The following is a 20,396-nucleotide window of genomic DNA, read 5'->3' as shown; positions in this document are numbered from 1 at the left end:
CCCTCCGGGACGCTGACCTTGGCCTTCTCCGTCGCGTAGTTGACGGTCGCCGCGACGCCGTCGAGCTTGTTCAGCTTGCGCTCAATCCGCCCCGCGCACGAAGCACACGTCATCCCGCTGATGGCAAGCTCGACCTGCTGCCCGGCGACCGGGCTGGTGGCGTGCACGTCGGTCATCTCCGCCAAGTCACATCCTCACGAACAGCGGCCGCGAGTCACGAGGCCAGCTGGTATCCGGCCTCTTCCACCGCGGCGCGCACTTGGTCCGCACCGATCTCCTGGTCGCTGGTGACGGTGACAGCACCGGTCGGCAGGTCGACCTGAACACCAGTCACGCCGTCGATCTCGCTGACCTCCTCGGTCACCGAAAGCACGCAGTGCTCACAGGTCATACCGGTCACGGTGTAGGTCGTCTCGCTCATCTACGTCACCTCTCCACGCTTCGCGCTCCGCCTGCGTGCGCCCACATCCCGGATCTATACCCTAGGGGGGTATTGTAGTCGACACTCGCGGTCCGCGCCCCACTGGACGGTAGTACCTACCAGGGGTACTGCCGCAGACTGGGTGTGACACGGGTCTCGACCAGCCCTACCGGCACGCGCGGGACGTGGTTGGCATGCTGATGTCGACCAGCGATCGCCGAACGGCATCGCGCAACACCGGTCCACGGAGGAAGCACCTTGAGCACCGAATCCGAGCGCCCGACGACCGGCGAAGCCGAGTCGGGCAGGCACCGCCACGCCGCGCCGGAAGGCGCCGACGTGCACCCCCTGATCGACCTGTCCCGCGACCCGCACCCAGGCGTGCCCGACCACGCCAAGCCGGACGAAGACTGACGACGGTCGGCATCCGCGCGCCGGGCGCGCGGATGCCGGCTAGGCCTCGACCCAGCCGTGCCGCACAGCGACCTGGGTGAGCTTCTGCCGCACCTGCAGGATCTGCTCGGCGGTCATGGTCGGCGAGGCGCTGAGCAACGACTCCGTGATCAGCTCGTGGAACTCCTTGGCCGAGAGCACGTCGAAGAGCTCCTCGTCGGGCACCGGAGCGCCGCCCTCCCCCGCCCGCACCGACGCCTGCCGCACGATGCGCACGTTCGACGCCTTCGGACCGCGGTCGCTCTCCTCCAGGTCGAACTCCACGACCACCCCCGGAGCGACCAGCCGCTTGTCGAAGGTCAGATCGTTGACGTGGATGAACACGTCCTCGCCGCCCACCTCGGGGGCCACGAACCCGTACCCGCGAACCTCGTCGAACCGAACGACCTTGCCGGTAACCATCAACCAGTTCCCAACTTTCACCACGAACCCCGCACCCCATCCGCGGGAACCGGAAGTGTACCGCTCCACACCGGACCGGTGCCACCAGTCCACATAGGACGCGAACACCCCGCGGACGCAACCGCTCGATCGGCGGATGGGGACACCGCTGACGACCGAACAGAATGCGCTTCGGACCAATCCCGAAATGCGGGGAGTGCGCATGGATTCCTACGACGTCGTGGTCATCGGTGCCGGATTCGCCGGTCTCGTCGCAGCCCGCGAGCTGTCCCTGCGGGGGCACTCGGTCGCAGTGCTCGAAGCACGGGACCGCATCGGCGGACGAACCTGGACCGATGAGCGCCTGGGCCGACGCCTGGAGATGGGCGGCACCTGGGTGCACTGGCTGCAGCCGCACGTCTGGACCGAGGTCACCCGGTACGGCCAGCGCGTCGAGCCGAGTCCGGCCTCGCAGACGGTCCACTGGATCTCCGGCGAAACCAAGCACGAGGGCAGTCCGGAGGAGTTCGACGCCCTGATCTCGCGCGGCATGGACCGGCTGGCGCGTGAGAGCTGCGAGTGGTTCCCGCTCCCCTACGAGCCGCTGCACCGCGCCGACCTCGACCAGATCGACCACCTCTCGGTCGCCGACTACTTCGCCAAGCTCGACCTCGATCCCACCGAGGGCGAGGTGACCACCGGCGTGTGGGCCGAGCACTTCAACGGCCCAGCAGCGGTCTCCGGGCTCACCCAAGCCATGCGCTGGTGCTCGGCGGCTTCCGGCAACTGGCCCCTGCTGCACCAGGCCACCTCTGGCTACCGGCTCGTCGAGGGCACCGGGGCGCTGATCGGAGCGATCGCCGCTGACAGCAACGCCGAACTCCGCCTCGGCACAGTGGTCACCAGCGTCTCGCAGGACTCCGGCGGCGCAACCGTCACCACCGCCGACGGCGGCCGCATCACGGCACGGCAGGTGATCTGCACGCTGCCGCTCAACGTGCTCAGCAGCATCGACTTCGAGCCCGCACTACCTGCCGCCAAGCTGGCTGCCAGTGCCGAGCGCACGGCGTCGCAGGGACTGAAGACGTGGATCCGGGTACGCGGCGAGGTCGCGCCGTTCACCGGCTATGCGCCGGACGACCACGACCTGACCTTCGTCCACCCCGAATACACAGTGGAGGGCGACACCGTGTTGGTCGCCTTCGGCACCCGCGCCGCCGATCTCGCTCCCGATGACGTCGAGGGGGTCACCCGCGCGTTGCGGGTGTGGTGCGACGACCTCGAAGTGGTCGATGTTGCCGGCCACAACTGGATGGCCGACGAGTTCTCCCGCGAGACCTGGCCGATGCAGCGGCCGGGACAGCTGACCAAGTACCTGGCCGCTCTGCAGGAGTCGCACGGCGCGGTCCGCTTCGCGGGTTCTGACCTCGCCACCGGCTGGGCCGGGTTCATCGACGGCGCAGTCGAGAGCGGCCTGCGCGCCTCCCGGTCCGCGCACGAAGCGCTGCGCGGACCGAGGGGCTGAGCAAGGACGGCTCACACGCGCGGGAGCGGGATGTTGGGACGTTCCTCGCGCGTGGGGCCGTGCTCGACGTAGTCGGCGGCGAACCGCATTCCCGCCTGGTACGCCTCGATCCGCGCACGGCCGATATCGGCTTCGATGTCCTCGGGGTTGAGTTCCTCGGCCAACGAACGCACCTCCGTCAGGCGACGGTTGGTCACCTCGTCCATGTCCGCTCCTGTCCTTCCGATCGGCTCACCCCTGATCCTCGCCACTCTGAGCCAGCTTTGCACGATCGGGTGGCCGAATGCCCCCGGACCAGGCCAAATGATCCACTGAGCGCCACGGCGAGAACTCGCTCAGTAACTAGCGGGCGCCGTTAGAAACCACCCGACGCGACCAACGCCGAGCCCTCTCGGTAACCCCCGATCGACGCAACAGCTATCGACAATTAGTTCGATCAGGTGACAAGATCGTTTCGAGCACCACGGGCGAGGGCTTGCCGCTGGTGGGTGCGGAGCTTGCGGGCGTCCGAGGTGGTGTGCATCCGAACTCTGGAGACCAGCACTGACACGGAAGCGGCTGTTGCGCTCACCCCGGAACAGTTGCCGCCCACCGGACGCACCGGGTTGGGTCGAGCACATCGCCTCGATCCCGGGCGGGCTGTTCGGCGAGGATGAGATCCACGATCTCAACCGGCGCGGCACGTGCCCACGAGCAATGGAAGCGGACTAGTCGATGAGCAACGCCAAGGGCAGGCTTGATCTGGACGTCGTCGGGCACACCGCGTGGATCACGATCGACAACCCGGACCGGCGCAACGCGATGACAGAGAGCATGTGGCGGCAGGTCCCGGAGCTGCTGGGCGCGGTCGCCGACGATCCTGCGGCACGCGTCGTGGTGCTCACCGGTGCTGGTGGCACGTTCTGCGCCGGGGCGGACATCTCGGAGCTGCACGCGATCGAGGGCGCGGCGGAGAACCCGACGGTGGCCGCCGAGCGAGCCCTGGTCGACTTCCCGCTGCCCACGATCGCGCTGATCAACGGGCTGTGCATCGGCGGTGGCTGCCAGCTGGCCGCGGCCTGCGACATCCGCATCGCGGCGGATTCGGCGACGTTCGGTATCACGCCCGCCAAGCTCGGCATCGTCTACCCGCGGTCGAGCATCGCCCGGCTCACCGAGCTGGTCGGGCCGTCGGCGGCGAAGCTGCTGCTGTTCTCGGCGGACTTCTTCGACGCCGAGCACGCGCTGCGGATGCGCTTGGTGGACGAGGTCGTCGACGACCCGCAGGCCCGCGTGAGCGAGCTGGCCACGACCATCTCCACCCGCTCCCAGCTCACCGTCCGCGCCTCCAAGGAGCTGGTCGACCTGGCTCACCACGGGGTGCCGCTCGACGAGCGGGCCGAGCAGTGGCAGCGGACTTCGGCCGAAACCGGTGAGTGCGCTGAAGGCATCGCCGCTTTCCTGGAACGCCGCTCGCCGGACTTCCCCTACGGGAACCGCTGAGGCGTCCACATCGGACGGCCACCGACAACTCCCGTCGGCGGTACGTTAGAGGTCGTTCTGGAATGCGGCGGAGCCGCATGCGGTGTGGGACTCAGCTTGCAACGCCGCGGGTTCTCAGCGCTCGCCTGGCGAGGACAGCTCCAGCGCTGTGTATTGGACGTACATGAGTCGGAGATCCCGGAGTCAGGCGGGCGCTGAGGTTCCGCTACCCGCACCGCCACCCAAAACGAGCCCGGACGACTTCATGGTCGAGAACTAGCTACGTCGAGAGGAGTAGGCAGATGTTCGCTTCCGAGCCGACTCCTCACGCGGCAGGATCGGCGAGAATTCGTCGCATGCGGGCATTGCGATCGTTGAGCGCGGACGTGGCCCTCGCCGTCGTGATCACGCTGATCGGGCTGGTGGGCACCACGATGGCGAACCGGTGGTCGGGCACCGCGATCCGGCCGTTGGACGCCATCGGTCTCGCACTGGTGGCCGCCGCTGGCTTGAGCCTGGTGCTTCGGCGCAGGCAGCCCGTCATCGCCGCCGGAGCGGTCGCGCTGTTCACCTCCACCTACCTGGTGCTGGGCTACACCTACGGTCCGATCCTGCTGTCGCTGATCGTGGCGGTCTACTCGCTCGCCCGGCACCGGCCGCCGTCTACGTCGGTGCCGGTCGCGCTGGGCGTGCTCGTGGTGCAGCTGGTGCACATCTTCACCACCATCCCCGGGCCGTCGAGCCTGCTCGCGGTGTTGCCCGGCTCGGCGTGGGTGGCCGTGCCGTTCGCCATCGGCAGCGTCGTCCGACTGCAGCGCGAGTCGGCGGAGCGGGACCGGGCCGAGCAACTGCGCCAGCGCGTCGACGACGAGCGGTTGCGCATCGCGCAAGAAGTGCACGACGTCGTCGGGCACGGGCTGGCCGCCATCAAGATGCAGGCCGACGTCGCGCTGCACGTGCTGGCGAAGAAGCCCGAGCAGGCGGAAGTCGCGCTGGATGCGATCAGCCGCACCAGCAGCGACGCGCTGGACGAGCTGCGCGCGACGCTGGCGGTGGTACGTCGACCCAGCGGGCAGACACCGGGTTTGGGGCGGCTGGACGACCTGCTGCAACGCATGCGCGAGGCCGGCGTGTCGGTGGAGCTCAACACCGGCGGCGAGGCGCCGAGCTTGCCACCGGTGGTCGACCTGACCAGCTACCGGATCTTGCAGGAGTCGCTGACCAACGTGCTGCGCCACAGCAACGACAAGCGCGCCGAGGTGACCATCGAGTACACCGAGGACGCCGTGGCTCTCACCGTCACCAACCCGCTGTCCGGCTCGTCCGGAGGTGGTGATGGGCTCGGTTTGCCCGGAATGCGGCAGCGGGTCGCGTCGCTGGGCGGCGAGTTCGAGGCCGGCCCCACCGTGGACCACCGGTTCACCGTCACCGCCCGCCTGCCCCTCGAAGGAACCCCATGATCTCCGTGCTGATCGTCGACGACCAGGACCTGGTGCGCATCGGACTGCGCACCCTCATCGACAGCGAGGACGACCTGACCTGCGCCGGAGAAGCGGCCGACGGGTTGGCCGCGGTGGCCGCGGCGCGTGAGCACCGGCCGGACGTGGTCCTGATGGACGTGCGGATGGCCGGCGTGGACGGGCTGGAGGCCACCCGGCGGATCTCGGCTGATCCCGACCTGGCCTGGACCAGGGTGATCGTGCTGACCACCTTCGAGATCGACGAGTACGTCTTCAGCGCGCTGCGCGGCGGGGCCAGCGGGTTCCTGCTCAAGGACACCAAACCCGTCGACCTGCTTCGCGCCATCCGGCTGGTCGCCGGTGGTGACGCGCTGCTCGCGCCGTCCGCCACCCGCCAGCTGGTCCGCGAGTTCGTCTCGCTGCAGGCGCGCGCCCGCCGCCCGCACCCCCAGCTGCACACCCTGACCGAGCGGGAACGAGAGGTGCTCAGCCTGGTCGCCGAGGGGCTCAACAACGAGGAGATCGCCGAGCGCCTGGTGGTCAGCCCGGCCACCGCGCGCACCCACGTGAGCCGGGCGATGGTCAAGCTCGGCGCACGCGACCGCGCCCAGCTCGTCGTGTTCGCCTACCAATCCGGCCTCGCCGACTGAGGTGTCCTCGTCGGACGACGCGAGATAACTCCACTGTGGACTCGCCCGTTGAGTTCTTCGAAAATCGCTTCGCCGAATCGGTCTCCTGCGTCAGACTCGTGGTGTGTTAGTCACCGTCAGCACCAGGCACAGCCCGGCGACCGACCTGGGCTTCCTGCTGCACAAGCATCCAGAGAAAGCTCAGACGTTCCCGGTCGCGGGCGGGACCGCGCACGTCTTCTACCCGGTTGCAGAACAGGACGAGTGCACTGCGGCGCTGTTGCTGGACGTCGATCCCATCGGTTTGGTGCGTGGCAAGCACAACGACTCGTTCGCGCTCGGCCAATACGTCAACGACCGGCCCTACGCCGCCGGGTCGCTGCTCGCCGTCGCACTCGGCTCGGTGTTCCGGACGGCGTTGAACGGGCGCTGCGACGCGCGGCCGGAGCTGGCCGCCACCCCGATCCCGCTGCAGATCCGGATTCCCGCACTGCCCTGCCGTGGCGGGGCCGATCTCGCGGCCCGATTGTTCGAGCCGCTCGGCTGGCAGGTCGAGGCCACGCCGATCCCGCTGGATCCGCAGGTGCCGGACTGGGGCGACTCGCGGTACGTGGACCTGCGGCTGTCCGGGAACCTCCTGGTGTCCGATGCGCTCAAGCACCTGTACGTGCTGATTCCGGTGCTGGACAACGCAAAGCACTACTGGGTCCACGGCGATGAGGTGGACAAGCTGCTGCGCGCCGGGGACGGTTGGCTGGCCGAGCACCCGGAGCGGGAGCTGATCAGCAACCGCTACCTCGCCCACCGCAAGTCCTACGTGCGTTCCGCGTTGGCGCAGCTCGCCGAATCCGGTACTTGGTCACGAAAACCAAATGCGCGTGCAGCATGAAACAGCAGTGGTGACCAGTGCAAATGATCTCGTTGTCGGTGATGGGATCTATGGTCGTGGTGTGCAGCTTCGGTACGGGTTCCGCCTGTATCCGACGCCGGGCCAGCAGGCTGCGTTGGCTCGAGCGTTCGGGTGTGCTCGTGTGGTGTTCAACGACGCCATCCGGGCCCGCCGGAATGCTTATGAAACTGGCGAGAAGGCCCCCACCGCGTCGGAGTTGTCCACGCGCCTAGTTACTGACGCGAAGAACACCCCGGAACGTGAGTGGCTGGGCGGGGTGTCAGCGGTGGTCTTGCAGCAGGCGCTCCGGGATGCTGATCGGGCATACAAGAACTTCTTCGACTCGCTGAGCGGGAAACGCACGGGCCGCAAGGTGGGGGTGCCCCGGTTCAAGAGCAAGCGTGACCGGCGGCAGGCTGTCCGGTTCACCGCCAACGCCCGCTGGTCGATCACGCCGGGCGGCAAGCTGCGGCTGCCGAAGATCGGGGACGTGCCAGTGAAATGGTCCCGCCGACTTCCCTCGGCCCCGTCCAGCGTGACCGTCATCAGAGACGCCGCCGGACGGTACTTCGCATCCTTCGTCGTCGACACCCACTCCGAACCCATCAACAACGACGCCCCGGAAATCGGCGTTGATCTGGGGCTGGGGCACTTCGCAGTGCTGTCGGACGGCACAAAGATCATTGCCCCGAAGTTCCTTCGCAACGCCGAACGCAAGCTCAAGCGGGCACAACGAGACCTCTCCCGCAAGCAGAAGGGCAGCACCAACCGGGACAAAGCCAGGGCAAAGGTCGCCCGCTCGCACGCGCGAGTTGCCGATGCGCGCCGCGAGTTCCACCACCAGCTTTCCACCCAGTTGATCCGCGAGAACCAAGCGATCGCAGTGGAAGACCTGGCGGTCTCGGGACTGGCACGCACCAGGCTGGCCAAGTCCGTCCACGACGCCGGATGGTCGGCGTTCGTGGCGATGCTGGAGTACAAAGCCGCACTGTACGGGCGCAGGGTGGTTCGGATCGGCCGGTTCGAGCCCACTTCCCAGGTGTGCTCGAACTGCGGCGTGAAAGACGGCCCTAAGCCGCTGCACATCCGCACCTGGCGGTGCCAGGGATGCGGAACGCACCTGGATCGGGACGTGAACGCGGCGGTCAACGTCGCGAAGGCCGCCGGACTGGCGGTAACAGCCTGTGGAGCGCATGTAAGTCCCGAACTCGTTCGGGCCGAGCGCGGTGAAGCAGGAACCCACCGAGGTGACCTGGCGAGCGCGGATGCCCGCGCCGCCGGGCGCGGTAGGAATCACCAGCCTTCAGGCCGATGAGGAAGTCAACCGTGGGCCAACGAGTACCGGCGCGGGGCGGGGCGATGGTGCTCTACGGCCACACGCCGGTGCCGGAGACCGAGTGGATCAACGACGCTATGTGCTTGGACGAGCGCGAAGTGGTGTCGGTTCCGGCGCAGCGCGTCTGGTACGAGCCGTCGCGCCCGCTCCTGCCGTCCGGCGAGCTCCCACCGCCTGCGGAGTCGGTGTCTCGGCGCGAGCCGGGCGTGCTCAACCTCGACGACGTCGCCGGGCGGCGGAGCGTGGAGACCCGGCACCACGGCCGCATCTCGATCCAGCCCGAGCGGGCGGCCGCCGCGCTGGAGGTGATGAGCCGGTTCGCCATCGACCCGCGCTGGCTGGTCTACCTTCCGCCGACGATGGCCCCGGTCGCCACCTCCAACCGGCCCGACGCGCTCGAGCACCCGGAGGAAGCGTTCGCCGCCTACCAGACGCTTGGAGTCCAGGACGTGCTCTGCGAGGAGAAGCACATGGGCTCCCGCGCGGTCGTTCTGGTTTGCCGGGACGATTCCGCGGGCCGGTTCGGCATCGAGGGCTCCGGCGCGGTGCACACCCGGACCGGACGTCCGTTCTTCGCCCCTGAACAGGAGGCTGAACTGCTCGCCGGAGTGCGCGCAGCGGTGGACTCGACCGGGTTGTGGGACGAACTGAATACCGACTGGCTGCTTCTGGACGCCGAGCTCATGCCGTGGAGCGCCAAGGCCGGTGCGCTGATCACCGACCGGTACGCCTCGGTCGGGGCTGCTGCGGAGGCGGCGCTGCCACCCGCGCTGGAGTCGTTGGCCGCTGCAGCCGAGCGAGGTGTCGACGTCGGCGATCTGTTGGCGAAGACCCGTGCTCGAGCCGACAACGCCAGCTCCTACCGGGACGCCTACCGTCGTTACTGCTGGCCCACCGAGGGGTTGCGCGGTGTCCGGCTGGCGCCGTTCCAGCTGCTGGCCACCGAAGGACGCACGTACCACGACCGCGAGCACGATTGGCACCTCGCGCTGGCGGATCGGTTGGTGCAGGTGGACTCGGAGCTGTTCGCCACGACCCGACGGCTCGCGGTGGACACCACCGACCCGACCTCCACCGCCGCCGGGATCACCTGGTGGGAGGAGCTCGCCGGTGCTGGTGGTGAAGGCATGGTCGTCAAGCCGGCGGCCAACCTCACCAGGGGCAAGCGCGGTCTCGTGCAGCCGGGGTTGAAGGTGCGCGGACGCGAGTACCTGCGGATCATCTACGGCCCCGACTACACCGAACCGGCCAACCTAGACCGGTTGCGGCAGCGAGGCCTGGGCCGCAAGCGCGGCTTGGCAGCCCGCGAGTACGCATTGGGACTGGAAGCGCTGGAGCGGTTGGCGCGCGGTGAGCCGTTGTGGCGGGTGCACGAGTGCGTCTTCGCCGTGCTGGCGCTGGAATCCGAGCCGGTGGACCCGCGGTTGTAGTGCTACCGCAGGTCGCGCAGGAGGCGTTTGAGGATCTTGCCGGAGGGGTTGCGCGGTAGTTCGGTGCGGAATTCGACCTGCCGGGGCCGTTTGTAGTTCGCCAAGCGGTCCCGGCAGTGCGCCATCACGTCCTCCGTGGACAGTTCCGCGCTGCCGACGACGAACGCCTTGCCGACCTCGCCGAGACGCTCGTCGGGCACTCCTACCACTGCCACGTCCACGACTCCGTCCAGCCAGGACAGCACCTGCTCGATCTCGGCCGGGTAGACGTTGAAGCCGCCGCAGATGTACATGTCCTTGAGCCGATCGGTGATGGTCAGGTAGCCGCGCTCGTCGAGGGTGCCGATGTCGCCGGTGCGCAGCCAGCCACCGTGATCGAAGGCCTGCTCGGTCGCGGCTTCGTCGTCGAGGTAGCCCAGCATGACGTTGCGCCCGCGCACCTGGACCTCCCCCGCCTCACCCGCGGGTCGCGAAGTGCCGTCCTTGCTCGCGATCCGGACTTCGAGCTCGGACGTGGCGCGCCCGCAGGTGGTGGCCACGGTCTCGTCGTCGTCATCAGGTCGGCACATCGTCACCACGACGGCTTCGGTCAGCCCGTAGGCGGTGAGCACGGCGTCGAAGCTCAGCTCCCGCTGCATCCGCTCGACCAGCACGACCGGGACGGTTGCCGCGCCGGTCACCGCCAACCGCAGGCTGGACAGGTCGTGGTGGTCTCGGTCGGGGTGGTCGAGCATCGACTGGTAGATGGTCGGCGGGCCGGGCAGCACCGTGATCCGGTCGGCTTCGACCCGTCGGAGCACGTCGGCGACGTCGAAGGTCAGTTGCGGCAGCACTGCGACGCCGCGCAGCAGACAAGGGAGGAGCCCGGCCTTGTAACCGAAGCTGTGGAAGAACGGGTTGATCACCAGGTAGCGGTCGTCGCTGGTCAGCTCGCTGTTCTCAGCCCAGGCCCGCGCGACGCCGAGCGCTTGGCGGTGCGCGCTCATGGCGCCCTTGCTCCGCCCCGTCGTGCCCGAGGTGAACAGGATGTCGCTGACGTCGTCAGGAGTGACCGCCGCGGCCACCTCGTCGGCCTGCGATTCCGGGACCGCGACCGCCAGAGCGCCCAGGTCGTCCCAGCGACGAGTGCCCTCGACCGGCTCCAACTCGCCTTCGACCGGGACGCGGATGATCGTGCGCAGCTGGTCGAGCGCCCCGCTGTCGGCGGCGTGGATTTGCGCCAGCCGGTCGACGCCCAGGAACTCCCCGGCGATCACCAGCGCTCGGGCCCGCGAACGCCGGATCACGTCGAGACTTTCGGCGCCGGTGAACCGCGTGTTGATCGGCACCAGCGTCGCACCCGCGTACTGCGCGCCGAGCGCGGCCAACACCCAGTGGTGGGTGTTCGGCGAGCACAACGCAACCCGATCGCCAGGCCGGATGCCTTCGGCGATCAAGGCGCGCGCCACGGTCCGCACCCGGTCCAGCAGCTGCGCGAAGCTGAGCCGAACCGGTCCGTCCAGCAGCGCATCCGAATCCGGAAAACGTTGCGCGGCAAGGCCGACTGCGGTGGGGACGGTGAGCGGTTCGCTCCCGGACACGCGACCACCTCCAAGCAAGTGCTTGGTAAGCTAACCCCCCGAGCGCTTGCTTGGCCAGCCGCTTGGGCCGATTGCCCGAATCGGCCTACTGACCGATCGGCACGAAGTCGGACCAGGAGGTCTCGCTGAGCTTGGCCTTGCCGTCCCAGAGCTCGACCTTGAAGTGCACCCGGCCGCTTTCCTGCATGTCGTAGTTGCAGTCGACCGGATCACCCATGGAGTTGAGGTCCTCGCACGTCGCGACCCGGCCGTAGTCGGTCTCGGCGACTGTCTTGATCCACATGCCGTCCTTGTTGGTGTCGTGCGCGAACAGGTGGTCGCCGATCGCTTCGAAGCAACCGGAGCCGCGTTCCTCCCCTTCGTAGGTGATCGTCTGGCACCACTTGGTCTGCTCCGGTGTCGCTGGCGCGGCCTCCTGGTCGCCGCCCGGCTCGGTCTGCTCCGACACCGGCTCCTCGACGGCACTGGTCGGCGCGACGGAATCGAACGGGTCGTTCGACGGCGGCGCCTGCACCGGGATCGCCCGGCCCGGCTCGGTCCGCATCGTGCTGGCGAAGGCGATCGCCCCGGCGAGCACGGCGAGCACACCCGCTCCTGCGGCCACGTACGGCCAGCGGGCAGTGCGGCGTGGCGGGGCGGACACCGGGACGTACTCGCTCGGAACAGCGGTCACGCTGGTCAGCGCCTGGCGGGCGGCGCGAGCAAGCTCGCCGGCGCTGGCGTAGCGGTCGGACGGTTTCTTCGCCATGCCGCGGGAGACGATGTGGTCGAACTCCCGCGGGAGGTCGCCGCGAGCGGCCGTGGGCAGCGGCGGCTGGTGGTTGAGGTGCGCGTTGATCAGCGAAGCCGCCGTCTCACCGGCGAAGGGCTTCGCCCCGGTCAGGCACTGGTAGAGCACGCAGGCCAGCGAGTACACGTCCGCCCGATGATCCACCGGGCCGTCCTCGAAGCGCTCCGGCGCCATGTAGGCCAGGGTGCCCACGGCGTAGCCGGTGGAGGTCAGGCTCCCCGAAGCCCGCAGCGACGCGGCGATGCCGAAGTCGACCAGGTAGGCGAAGCCGCTCTCGGCGACCAGGATGTTGGGCGGCTTGACGTCGCGGTGCACCAGGCCTTCCGCGTGCGCGGCGTCCAGCGCCTGCGCGACCTGCTCCAGGACGGCCACCGCGTCCGCCGGGCGCATCGGGCCGTTGGCCGCCAGCAGCGAACCGACGTCGCCGCCCTCGACCAGCCGCATGTCCAGGTAGAGCCGGCCGTCGATCTCGCCGTAGGCGTGGATCGGGATGACGTGCGGCTCCCGCAACCGGCCGACCGCGTGCGCCTCCCGCTTGAACCGATCGCGGAACTCCTCATCAGAGGCCAGGTTCGCGGCGATCAGCTTGAGGGCGACGACGCGGTCGTGGCGGGTGTCGTAGGCACGCAAGATCTCACCCATGCCGCCCCGTGCGATCAATCCCTCCACGCGGTACGGGCCGAACTGCCACTTCACGGTGCGCAACTCCTCAGACCGACTTTCCAGTCATCCTATTGGGTGACGCGCGGCAAAGCGCACGCCCCAACCCGGCGACCGTTCACCAGCGATTGTCCCGACACGCGAGCACCGGCGGTCAACATTGCGCTACGAATCTGACTCACCTGCTGCATCCGCGGCACCCGGCCTGCTAGAAGAAGTGGATCATGCTCTGACACCCCAGGCTGCGGAAAGGACCGGTCCCCGATGTCGACCGACGCGACGGACGCACGCAAGATCGAGCGCGGCGAGGAGCTGGGCGGATGCCCGGTGAGCCGAGGCAGCGACGGGGCCTGGCTGGTCCGGGGCCACGCCGCCGCGCGCGCCGCGTTGCGCAGCACCGACACCGTCCAGGCCGGGCTCGGAGTGGAGACCGTCGAGAAGATGCCGGCCAAGATCCGGCGCCCGGTGCTCTACCGGGACGGTCCCGAGCACCGCGAGCACCGGCGGCAGACCGCCAAGTACTTCACGCCGCGCCGGGTGGACGAGGCCTACCGGGGCCTCATGGAGCGAGTCGCCGACGAGCAGCTGGCCAAGCTTCGCCACGAAGGCCGGGCGCCGCTGTCGGAGCTGAGCTTCAACCTCGCCATCGACGTGGCGTGCGCGGTGATCGGGCTGACCGAGAGCCGTCCGGGCCTGGCGCAGCGGTTGGAGCGGTTCTTCCCGGAGGAGTTCGGCGAACCGGGTTTCACCAGCCTCAACGGCCTGCACTGGGTGTGGCGGCAGGCCAGGAACTGGTCGGGCATCTTCTTCAACGACGTGCGCCCGGCCGTGCGGGCCCGGCGCGCGCAGCGGCGCGACGACCTGATCTCGCACCTGCTCGATGAGGGCTGCTCGTCGGCCGAGATCCTCGGCGAGTGCATCACCTTCGCCGCCGCGGGCATGGTCACCACCCGGGAGTTCGTCAACCTGGCAGCCTGGCACCTGTTCACCAACAGCGAGCTCCGCGACCGCTACCGCGCCGCCGAAGAGCCCGAGCGGATCGCGATCCTGCACGAGCTACTGCGCCTGGAACCGGTGGTCGGACACCTCAAGCGCCGCACCACCGCACCCGTCGAGCTGCCCGCCGAAGACGGTGAAACCGTCACCGTCCCGGCAGGCGACGTGATCGACGTCCAGGTCAGCGCGACCAACACCGACCAGCGCGCGGTCGGCGACGAGCCCCTCGCGGTGTGCCCGGCCCGCCCCCTCACCGACGCCACGGCCTCGGGGATGTCCTTCGGCGACGGCGCGCACAAGTGCCCGGGCGCGAACGTCGCGATCCTGGAATCCGACATCTTCCTCACCAAGCTCTTCGCCCTGCCGGGAGTCGCCCTGCGCACGCCACCACGCGTCTCCTTCAACGACGCGATCGGCGGCTTCGAACTCCGCGACATGATCGTCGAACTCCGGTAGTCACCGTGTGAAAGCGCCTTCCACCCGACTTCGCAGGTGGAAGGCGCCCTTCGGTTCGTCAGGTGGCGGGGAGGATGCGGCCGGTGACCTCGCCGAAGCCGATTCGGGTGCCGTTGGCGCCGGGCGCGGTAGCCGTGATCGCGACTTCGTCGCCGTCTTCGAGGAACGTGCGCTCCTCTCCACCGATGCTCAGCGGTTCCTTGCCGCCCCAGGTGAGTTCGATGAACGCACCCCGTTGGTCCTTCTCCGGACCGGAGATGGTGCCCGAGGCGTAGAGATCGCCGGTGCGGCTGGTGGCTCCGTTGACCGTCATGTGCGCCAGCATCTGGGCTGGCGACCAGTACATCTCGCGGTAGGGCGGGCGGGAGACCTCGTGACCGTTCCAGGACACCGCGAGTTCGACATCCAGGCCCCACGGTTCGGACTCCTTGAGGTACTGCAGCGGTTCCGGGATCTGCGGCGGGGTTTCCACGCGCGCTTCCTCCAGCGCGAGCAGCGGGACCACCCACGGCGAGATCGAGGTGGCGAAGCTCTTGCCGAGGAACGGGCCCAGCGGCACGTACTCCCACGCCTGGATGTCCCGGGCCGACCAGTCGTTGACCAGCACCGCACCGAACACCTTGGTGCCGAACTCGGCCACCGGCACCGAGGTGCCCAGGTCGGTTCCGGTGCCGACGATGAACCCGAGCTCCGCCTCGATGTCCAGGCGGCGGCACGGGCCGAACGTCGGGGCGTCCTCGCTCGGCGCCTTGCGCTGCCCGCTGGGGCGGACGATGTCCGTGCCTGACACCACGACCGTTCCACCACGTCCGTGGTAGCCGACCGGGAGGTGCTTCCAGTTCGGCATCAGCGGTTCGGAATCCGGGCGGAACAGCCGTCCGAGGTTGGACGCGTGGTGCTCGGATGCGTAGAAGTCGACGTAGTCGGCGACCTCGATCGGCAGGTGCATGCGCACCTCGGCGACCGGGTGCACCGCCTCGTCCGGCACCTCGCCCGAGACCAGTTCGGTGATCTGCTGCCGCACCTGCACCCAGCGGTCGTGGCCCTGAGCCATGAACGCGTTCAGCGTCGGCTGCGCGAAGACCTCGTCGTCCAGCGCCGCCGCCAGGTCCACGACGGAATCGCCGACGCGGACGCCGACGCGGACGCCGACGCGCGGTTCGGTTCCGGGCGTGGAGAAGACGCCGTAGGGCAGGTTGGTGAGCCCGAACAGCGAGCCGTCCGGAATGTCGATCACGAGTTGGTTCCTCCTCCGCTGAGCACCTCGGCCGGGACCAGGCCGAGGTCGACCAGTTCTACCAGGGGTTCGCCGATGCTGCAGGTGCCGAAGGACAGGAAGCGGTCGCGCGCCGCCACGACCCGCACCCGGTCCAGATCCGCCACCCGCTTGGCGATCTTCTGTGCGTCCCGCTCGGCGAGCACGCCGGCGATCTCCACCTCGTCGGCGAAGTCCACCGCCGCGTCCGTGGCCAGCAGCAGGTTCAGGTAGCCGTGCTGCTCGAAACCCGTTGTCGGGTCGGTGTTGCGGATCGCGTGGTGCAAGCCCGCGGTGGCCTTGAACGGCACTCCGGCGTCGACCACCGCGCGGATCGCGGCGGCCAGCTCGGCATCGTCGGGGTAAAGCTCGGCTTTGACGCCGCCGGTGCGGAACTTCGCCTGGTATCGGGTCGAAGCGCAGGTCGCGATGACCTCCGGGCGGCGCTCGTCGCGAGGCACCTCCACGAACACCGCCACGTCCTCGTCGACGCCCACCGCGTCGAGAGCCGCGAAGAACTCCTTCGGCTCCTGCCCGGCCGGAACCGCGACTTCCAGCGCCCGCAGCCGAACCGGCAGGGATTCCACCGCCGCGAGCGCGGCCGGCAACTGCGCCGGACCTTTCGGGGCGGTGACGGAAAGTTCGAGCTGTTGGTCGGGCCAGATCAGCCCGGGGAGCTCGTCCAACGCTGGCGCGGCCAGCACGAGCGGACCGACCAGGGCTGCGTACGGCGACTGGGTGTGCCGGAGGTGCGCGGCGACGGCGTCGGGCAGCGGCGCGCGACCGGGCGGGAAGACCGCCGCGTCATCGCACAGCCCCTTGGCGAACTCCGGGATGCTCACTGCTTCGGCCCCCGTCCCGCCCAGGTCCAGGCATAACCGGGGTCTTCAGCGGCCCGGCCGCCCTCGCCGAGCTCCAGCGGGCGAAAGGTGTCGACCATGACCGCCAGCTCGTCGAAGAACTCCACGCCGATGCTGCCCTCGGTGGCGCCCGGCTGCGGGCCGTGCGAGTGCCCGCCCGGGTGCAGCGAGATCGAGCCCTGACCGATGCCGGACCCCTTGCGCGCCTCGTAGTTCCCACCGCAGTAGAACATCACTTCGTCGGAGTCCACGTTGGAGTGGTAGTAGGGCACCGGGATGGACAGCGGGTGGTAGTCCACCTTGCGCGGCACGAAGTTGCACACCACGAAGTTGTTGCCCTCGAACACCTGGTGCACCGGCGGCGGTTGGTGCACGCGGCCGGTGATCGGCTCGAAGTCGGCGATGTTGAAGGTGTGCGGGTACAGGCAGCCGTCCCAGCCGACCACGTCGAAGGGGTGCTCCGGGTAGACGAACCGGGTGCCCACGATGCCCCGGCTGCCGCGGTGCTTGACCAGCACCTCCACGTCGGTGCCCTCGGCCAGCAGCGGTTCGGTCGGACCGTGCAGGTCGCGCTCGCAGTACGGCGAGTGCTCCAGCAGCTGGCCGAACTTCGACAGGTAGCGGCGCGGCGGGGTGATGTGCGAGTTCGCCTCGATGCAGTACGCGCGCACCGGTTCGTCGCCCTTCGGCACCCAGCGGTGGGTGGTCGCGCGCGGCAGGAGCACGTAGTCGCCCTGCCGGAACGGCAGCGCGCCGAACACCGTTTCGACCACGCCTTCACCGGATTCGACGTAGACGCACTCGTCGCCGATCCCGTTGCGGTACAGCGGGGAGGTCTCGCCCGCGACGACGTAGGAGATCCGCACGTCGGCGTTGCCCAGGACCAGCCGCCGACCGGTGACCACGTCGTGGCGCTTCCACTCCTGCCCGCCGAACAGGTCGTGCAGCTTCAGGTGCCGCGGGCGCAGCGGGTGGTTCGGTTCGGTCTCCAGGTCCGGCAGCTCCCAGACCGTGGAGTCCACCAGCGCCGAGGGCAGGTTGCGGTGGTACAGCAGCGAGGAGTCGCTGGAGAAGCCCTCCTCCCCCATCAGCTCCTCGTAGTACAAGCCGCCGTCGGGCCTGCGGTGCTGGGTGTGCCGTTTCGGCGGAACATCGCCGACCTGCCGGTAGTACGCCATCGACCTCGCCTCCTCGCAGCGCCCCAGGGCCTCAACGCCCCGACGCAGTTGGTCAATGTATTAACTATCTCGACGCTCCGCAACAGCCGACCGACCCACGAGCTACGCGAAATCGCGGTCCCACCCACAGGCCGGGTGAACCGGACGGTCAGTTGCGGCCGCGGATGTCGAACTGGTCGCGGTTGGTGATCAGCTTGTCGAGCAGCATGACCAGGATGCGCTGCTCGGCCTCGGTGAGCACGCTGGTCCACTCGTGCTCGCGCTCGTTCTGAGCCCGGAACACCTCGAGCATCTCCTGCTGGCCGCGCTCGGTCAGCGACAGCAGCACTGAACGGCCGTCGTGCTCGCCCGGCGTGCGCTCCAGCATGCCGTCGCCCACCAAGGTCTTGGTCAGGTTCGAGACCGCGGCGCGACTCATCCCGGTCAGCTCGGCGGCTTTCTTCGCCTCCAGCGGTCCAGCCAGCCAGGTGACGAACAGCAGCCGGAAGCCCGACCAGGAGCGGCCGCGCGGGCGGTGCACAGCCGCTTCCAGGTCGTAGGTGACGATGTTGGACGCCCGGTTGAGGGCCAGCAGCACCTCGGTGGCCAGCTGGTGCTGGAAGCCGTACTCCTCGGACAACCGGTGGTTGGCCAGTTCGACGAAGGACCAGAAGTCCAGCTCGTCCGCCGCCATCACGCCTCCCAAACAGAAGATAGTCAATTCATTAACTATCTCAGGTGAGGACGCGGGCCACCAACTGACCCAGTTCTCTCTTCTCAACCCCACGCCTCATGCAGTCCATTTCGGACATCGGCGGGGTGCGCCCGATGGGCGCTGACGCTTACAGCAGTACCGCGCGGATCTCCAGCCAAGCCGCTTTGAGCAACAGGCGGGTCGTGCTCGGTTGCCGCCACGATGTTCGCATCGACGGCTGCGGGTGTTGGCGCACGTGAAACCTTCCGTTTGCTGGGTCGAACGCGTTCGACCCGTTCCCCGACGCCTGGCAAGACGCCGTTGTCCCGCCAGGCCGCACCCGGCCGGGAACGCGTCCCGTCCGATCGGTGCGACCGCCACCTTGCCCGCTACCGGCCGGTCGGGCAAGGAAGTTTTCGCGAGGCCCTCCAGCCGGGTGCGGTCTTGCTTCGCCGCGCACCGCCGAGGCATGCTCGACTGCACGTCGAAAGCCTCTACTGGTGCTCGACGAGCGCGGCCCGGCGCATCAGGAACACCACGCATCCGATCGCGATCGCTGCGGCGCAGCTCAGGAGCACGCTCGCGATGTGCAGACCGGAGGTGAACGCTGTTCCGGTGAGCTGTCCACCGCCAACCCCGGCCAGCACCGCCCCGACCGCTGCGAGCGCGATCGTCTCGGTGACCAACCGAGCGGTGTTGAAAGTGCCCGACGCCGCACCCACCTGCTCAGGCGGCACGCTACCGATCGCCAGGCCGTCGAGAATCCCGTTGGACAGCCCGACCCCGGCGCCGATCAGCACGAACGGCACCAGCAGGTGCAGCGGGGTGCTGTCCGGACCGATGGTCACCAGCGTCAGCGCGCCGATCCCGCTCAGCGCCACGGTGCCGACGACCACCGACATCGGGGGCAGCCACCGGGACACCACCGCTCCCACGGTCGGCAGGAACACCGTCGGCAGGGTCAGCATCAGCAACCAGATCCCGGCCTGCGCGGCCGACAGCCCGACGACCGCGATCAGGTACGTCGGCAGGTACACCACCAGCGGGACCAGCACACCCATGTGCGCCCCGGCAGCCACGGCCAGCGTCAGGAACCGCCTGTTGACCAGCAGATCGAGCTGGAACAGCGGGTCCGGTCGACGCCGTTCAACGGCGACGAGAGCAGCCCCGAGCCCGAGCGCGGCGACGAACCCACCGACTACGAGCAGGTTTCCGAAGCCCAGCGCGGGTCCTTCGTCGAGCGCGAAGATCAGCAGGAACAGCGCCGAGGTGAACAGCGCCGCCCCTGGCCAGTCGATGCCGCGCCCCGGTTCTCCGGGCAACGCCGGAAGTGCAGGCACCAGCAGCAGGACCAGCCCAGCGATCAGCGCCGGTACGGCGAAGACCGCCCGCCAGCCCAGGGTCTCGACCAGCACACCGCCGACGGTGGGCCCGAACGCCAGTCCGACGCCGAGCACCGTCCCCAGCAGTCCGAACGCCCGACTCCTCGCCGCCCCTTGGAAGATCGCGGCGAGCATCGACGAACCGCCCGTCGTCGCTGCAGCGGCGCCAACACCGCCCAACGCGCGGACGAGGTCGAGCACCAGCACGTCATCGGCCAGCGCGCTCATCGCGCTGCTGGCGCAGAACAGCGCCAGGCCTGCGGCGTAGATCCGCCTGCGGCCGAGCACGTCGGCCAGCGAACCGGTGAACACCAGGAAACTGGCGAAGCAGGCGTTGTAGCCGTTGACCACCCACTGGGTCGCAGCGAGCCCGGCATCCAGATCCTCGCGGATGCCGGACAGCGCCAAGGACGCCCCGGTGATCGTCAGCGGAAAGGTCAGCGACGACAGCAGAACCGCCGTCAGCACCAGCACGTACCTCTTCGGCACGCTCACCATCACTCCTCGTTTCGAAAGCAGGGAAGCGTGAGCACGTCGAAGGCACCGAGGTCAGGCAGCACGAGATGCCGCGCTAGCGCGGT

General features: G+C 68.9%; 19 protein-coding genes and 2 pseudogenes. 10 read left to right on the top strand and 11 right to left on the bottom strand.

Annotated features, from left to right (window positions below; translation table 11 throughout):
* Positions 1 to 176, bottom strand: a 176-nt coding sequence (locus tag ACWCO2_RS28570; RefSeq protein WP_450130876.1) for a cation transporter, incomplete at its 3' end; no start/stop codon positions are given.
* Positions 177 to 214: 38 nt separating this feature from the next.
* Complete coding sequence (locus ACWCO2_RS28565; protein WP_450130874.1) at positions 215 to 421, bottom strand: heavy-metal-associated domain-containing protein; 207 nt, start codon at positions 419 to 421, stop codon at positions 215 to 217.
* 258 nt (positions 422 to 679) lie between these two features.
* Here ACWCO2_RS28565 and ACWCO2_RS28560 point away from each other — a divergent pair, with 258 nt between their 5' ends.
* Positions 680 to 835: a hypothetical protein gene (locus ACWCO2_RS28560; protein WP_450130873.1), complete on the top strand. Its 156-nt coding sequence runs from the start codon at positions 680 to 682 to the stop codon at positions 833 to 835.
* A gap of 39 nt (positions 836 to 874) precedes the next feature.
* Here ACWCO2_RS28560 and ACWCO2_RS28555 read toward each other — a convergent pair whose 3' ends face one another.
* Positions 875 to 1,276 carry a cold-shock protein gene (locus ACWCO2_RS28555; RefSeq protein ID WP_450130872.1) on the bottom strand — a complete coding sequence of 134 codons (402 nt, stop codon included), beginning with the start codon at positions 1,274 to 1,276 and terminating at the stop codon, positions 875 to 877.
* Positions 1,277 to 1,478: 202 nt separating this feature from the next.
* Between ACWCO2_RS28555 and ACWCO2_RS28550 the strand changes: the two genes are divergently transcribed.
* Entirely contained in the window at positions 1,479 to 2,780 is a 1,302-nt protein-coding gene (locus ACWCO2_RS28550) for a flavin monoamine oxidase family protein (RefSeq protein WP_450130871.1), read from the top strand.
* A gap of 11 nt (positions 2,781 to 2,791) precedes the next feature.
* On the opposite strand, the gene ACWCO2_RS28545 is transcribed toward ACWCO2_RS28550, so the two are convergent.
* Positions 2,792 to 2,986, bottom strand: coding sequence for a hypothetical protein (locus ACWCO2_RS28545; RefSeq protein WP_450130870.1), 195 nt, complete (start codon positions 2,984 to 2,986; stop codon positions 2,792 to 2,794).
* Between the two features lie 508 nt (positions 2,987 to 3,494).
* On the opposite strand from ACWCO2_RS28545, the gene ACWCO2_RS28540 reads away from it, so the two are divergent.
* From ACWCO2_RS28540 to ACWCO2_RS28515, 6 genes and pseudogenes are all read left to right on the top strand, one after another.
* A complete protein-coding gene (locus ACWCO2_RS28540) occupies positions 3,495 to 4,262 on the top strand; it encodes an enoyl-CoA hydratase/isomerase family protein (protein ID WP_450130869.1) in 768 nt (255 codons plus the stop codon).
* A 335-nt stretch (positions 4,263 to 4,597) separates the two neighbouring features.
* On the top strand, positions 4,598 to 5,701 hold the full coding sequence (locus ACWCO2_RS28535; RefSeq protein WP_450130868.1) for a sensor histidine kinase: 1,104 nt from the start codon (positions 4,598 to 4,600) through the stop codon (positions 5,699 to 5,701).
* Positions 5,698 to 6,351: a response regulator gene (locus tag ACWCO2_RS28530; RefSeq protein WP_450130867.1), complete on the top strand. Its 654-nt coding sequence runs from the start codon at positions 5,698 to 5,700 to the stop codon at positions 6,349 to 6,351. Before ACWCO2_RS28535 ends, ACWCO2_RS28530 begins: the two co-directional genes overlap by 4 nt.
* A 103-nt stretch (positions 6,352 to 6,454) precedes the next feature.
* Positions 6,455 to 7,210 (top strand): annotated as a pseudogene (locus tag ACWCO2_RS28525) (3' terminal RNA ribose 2'-O-methyltransferase Hen1); the annotation flags it as partial.
* A 70-nt stretch (positions 7,211 to 7,280) separates the two neighbouring features.
* Entirely contained in the window at positions 7,281 to 8,534 is a 1,254-nt protein-coding gene (locus ACWCO2_RS28520) for an RNA-guided endonuclease InsQ/TnpB family protein (protein ID WP_450130866.1), read from the top strand.
* Between the two features lie 32 nt (positions 8,535 to 8,566).
* Positions 8,567 to 9,985: pseudogene (locus tag ACWCO2_RS28515) on the top strand (polynucleotide kinase-phosphatase); the annotation flags it as partial.
* A gap of 2 nt (positions 9,986 to 9,987) precedes the next feature.
* Here the strand turns inward: ACWCO2_RS28515 and ACWCO2_RS28510 are convergent.
* On the bottom strand, positions 9,988 to 11,565 hold the full coding sequence (locus ACWCO2_RS28510; protein WP_450130865.1) for a FadD3 family acyl-CoA ligase: 1,578 nt from the start codon (positions 11,563 to 11,565) through the stop codon (positions 9,988 to 9,990).
* 85 nt (positions 11,566 to 11,650) lie between these two features.
* Positions 11,651 to 13,051 carry a protein kinase domain-containing protein gene (locus ACWCO2_RS28505; protein ID WP_450130864.1) on the bottom strand — a complete coding sequence of 467 codons (1,401 nt, stop codon included), beginning with the start codon at positions 13,049 to 13,051 and terminating at the stop codon, positions 11,651 to 11,653.
* Between the two features lie 228 nt (positions 13,052 to 13,279).
* On the opposite strand from ACWCO2_RS28505, the gene ACWCO2_RS28500 reads away from it, so the two are divergent.
* Entirely contained in the window at positions 13,280 to 14,467 is a 1,188-nt protein-coding gene (locus ACWCO2_RS28500; protein WP_450130863.1) for a cytochrome P450, read from the top strand.
* A 58-nt stretch (positions 14,468 to 14,525) separates the two neighbouring features.
* Here the strand turns inward: ACWCO2_RS28500 and fahA are convergent, their stop codons facing one another.
* The 4 genes from fahA to ACWCO2_RS28480 all read right to left on the bottom strand — a co-directional run bounded on the left by fahA (position 14,526) and on the right by ACWCO2_RS28480 (position 18,433).
* Entirely contained in the window at positions 14,526 to 15,704 is a 1,179-nt protein-coding gene (gene fahA, locus ACWCO2_RS28495) for a fumarylacetoacetase (RefSeq protein WP_450130862.1), read from the bottom strand.
* A complete protein-coding gene (locus ACWCO2_RS28490; protein WP_450130861.1) occupies positions 15,701 to 16,564 on the bottom strand; it encodes a hypothetical protein in 864 nt (287 codons plus the stop codon). The genes fahA and ACWCO2_RS28490 overlap by 4 nt, the downstream gene beginning before the upstream one ends.
* Positions 16,561 to 17,760 (bottom strand): cupin domain-containing protein, encoded by a 1,200-nt coding sequence (locus ACWCO2_RS28485; RefSeq protein ID WP_450130860.1) that lies wholly within the window; start codon positions 17,758 to 17,760, stop codon positions 16,561 to 16,563. Before ACWCO2_RS28485 ends, ACWCO2_RS28490 begins: the two co-directional genes overlap by 4 nt.
* A 148-nt stretch (positions 17,761 to 17,908) precedes the next feature.
* On the bottom strand, positions 17,909 to 18,433 hold the full coding sequence (locus ACWCO2_RS28480) for a MarR family winged helix-turn-helix transcriptional regulator (RefSeq protein ID WP_450130859.1): 525 nt from the start codon (positions 18,431 to 18,433) through the stop codon (positions 17,909 to 17,911).
* A gap of 98 nt (positions 18,434 to 18,531) precedes the next feature.
* On the opposite strand from ACWCO2_RS28480, the gene ACWCO2_RS28475 reads away from it, so the two are divergent.
* Positions 18,532 to 18,693 carry a hypothetical protein gene (locus ACWCO2_RS28475; protein WP_450130858.1) on the top strand — a complete coding sequence of 54 codons (162 nt, stop codon included), beginning with the start codon at positions 18,532 to 18,534 and terminating at the stop codon, positions 18,691 to 18,693.
* A 234-nt stretch (positions 18,694 to 18,927) separates the two neighbouring features.
* On the opposite strand, the gene ACWCO2_RS28470 is transcribed toward ACWCO2_RS28475, so the two are convergent.
* A complete protein-coding gene (locus tag ACWCO2_RS28470; RefSeq protein WP_450130857.1) occupies positions 18,928 to 20,313 on the bottom strand; it encodes an MFS transporter in 1,386 nt (461 codons plus the stop codon).
* Positions 20,314 to 20,396 lie beyond the last annotated feature (83 nt).

The organism is Saccharopolyspora sp. NPDC002376 (assembly GCF_053593195.1).
The sequence above is the reverse complement of the archived record's forward strand: the minus strand, read 5'-3'. Positions and strand labels throughout refer to the sequence as shown.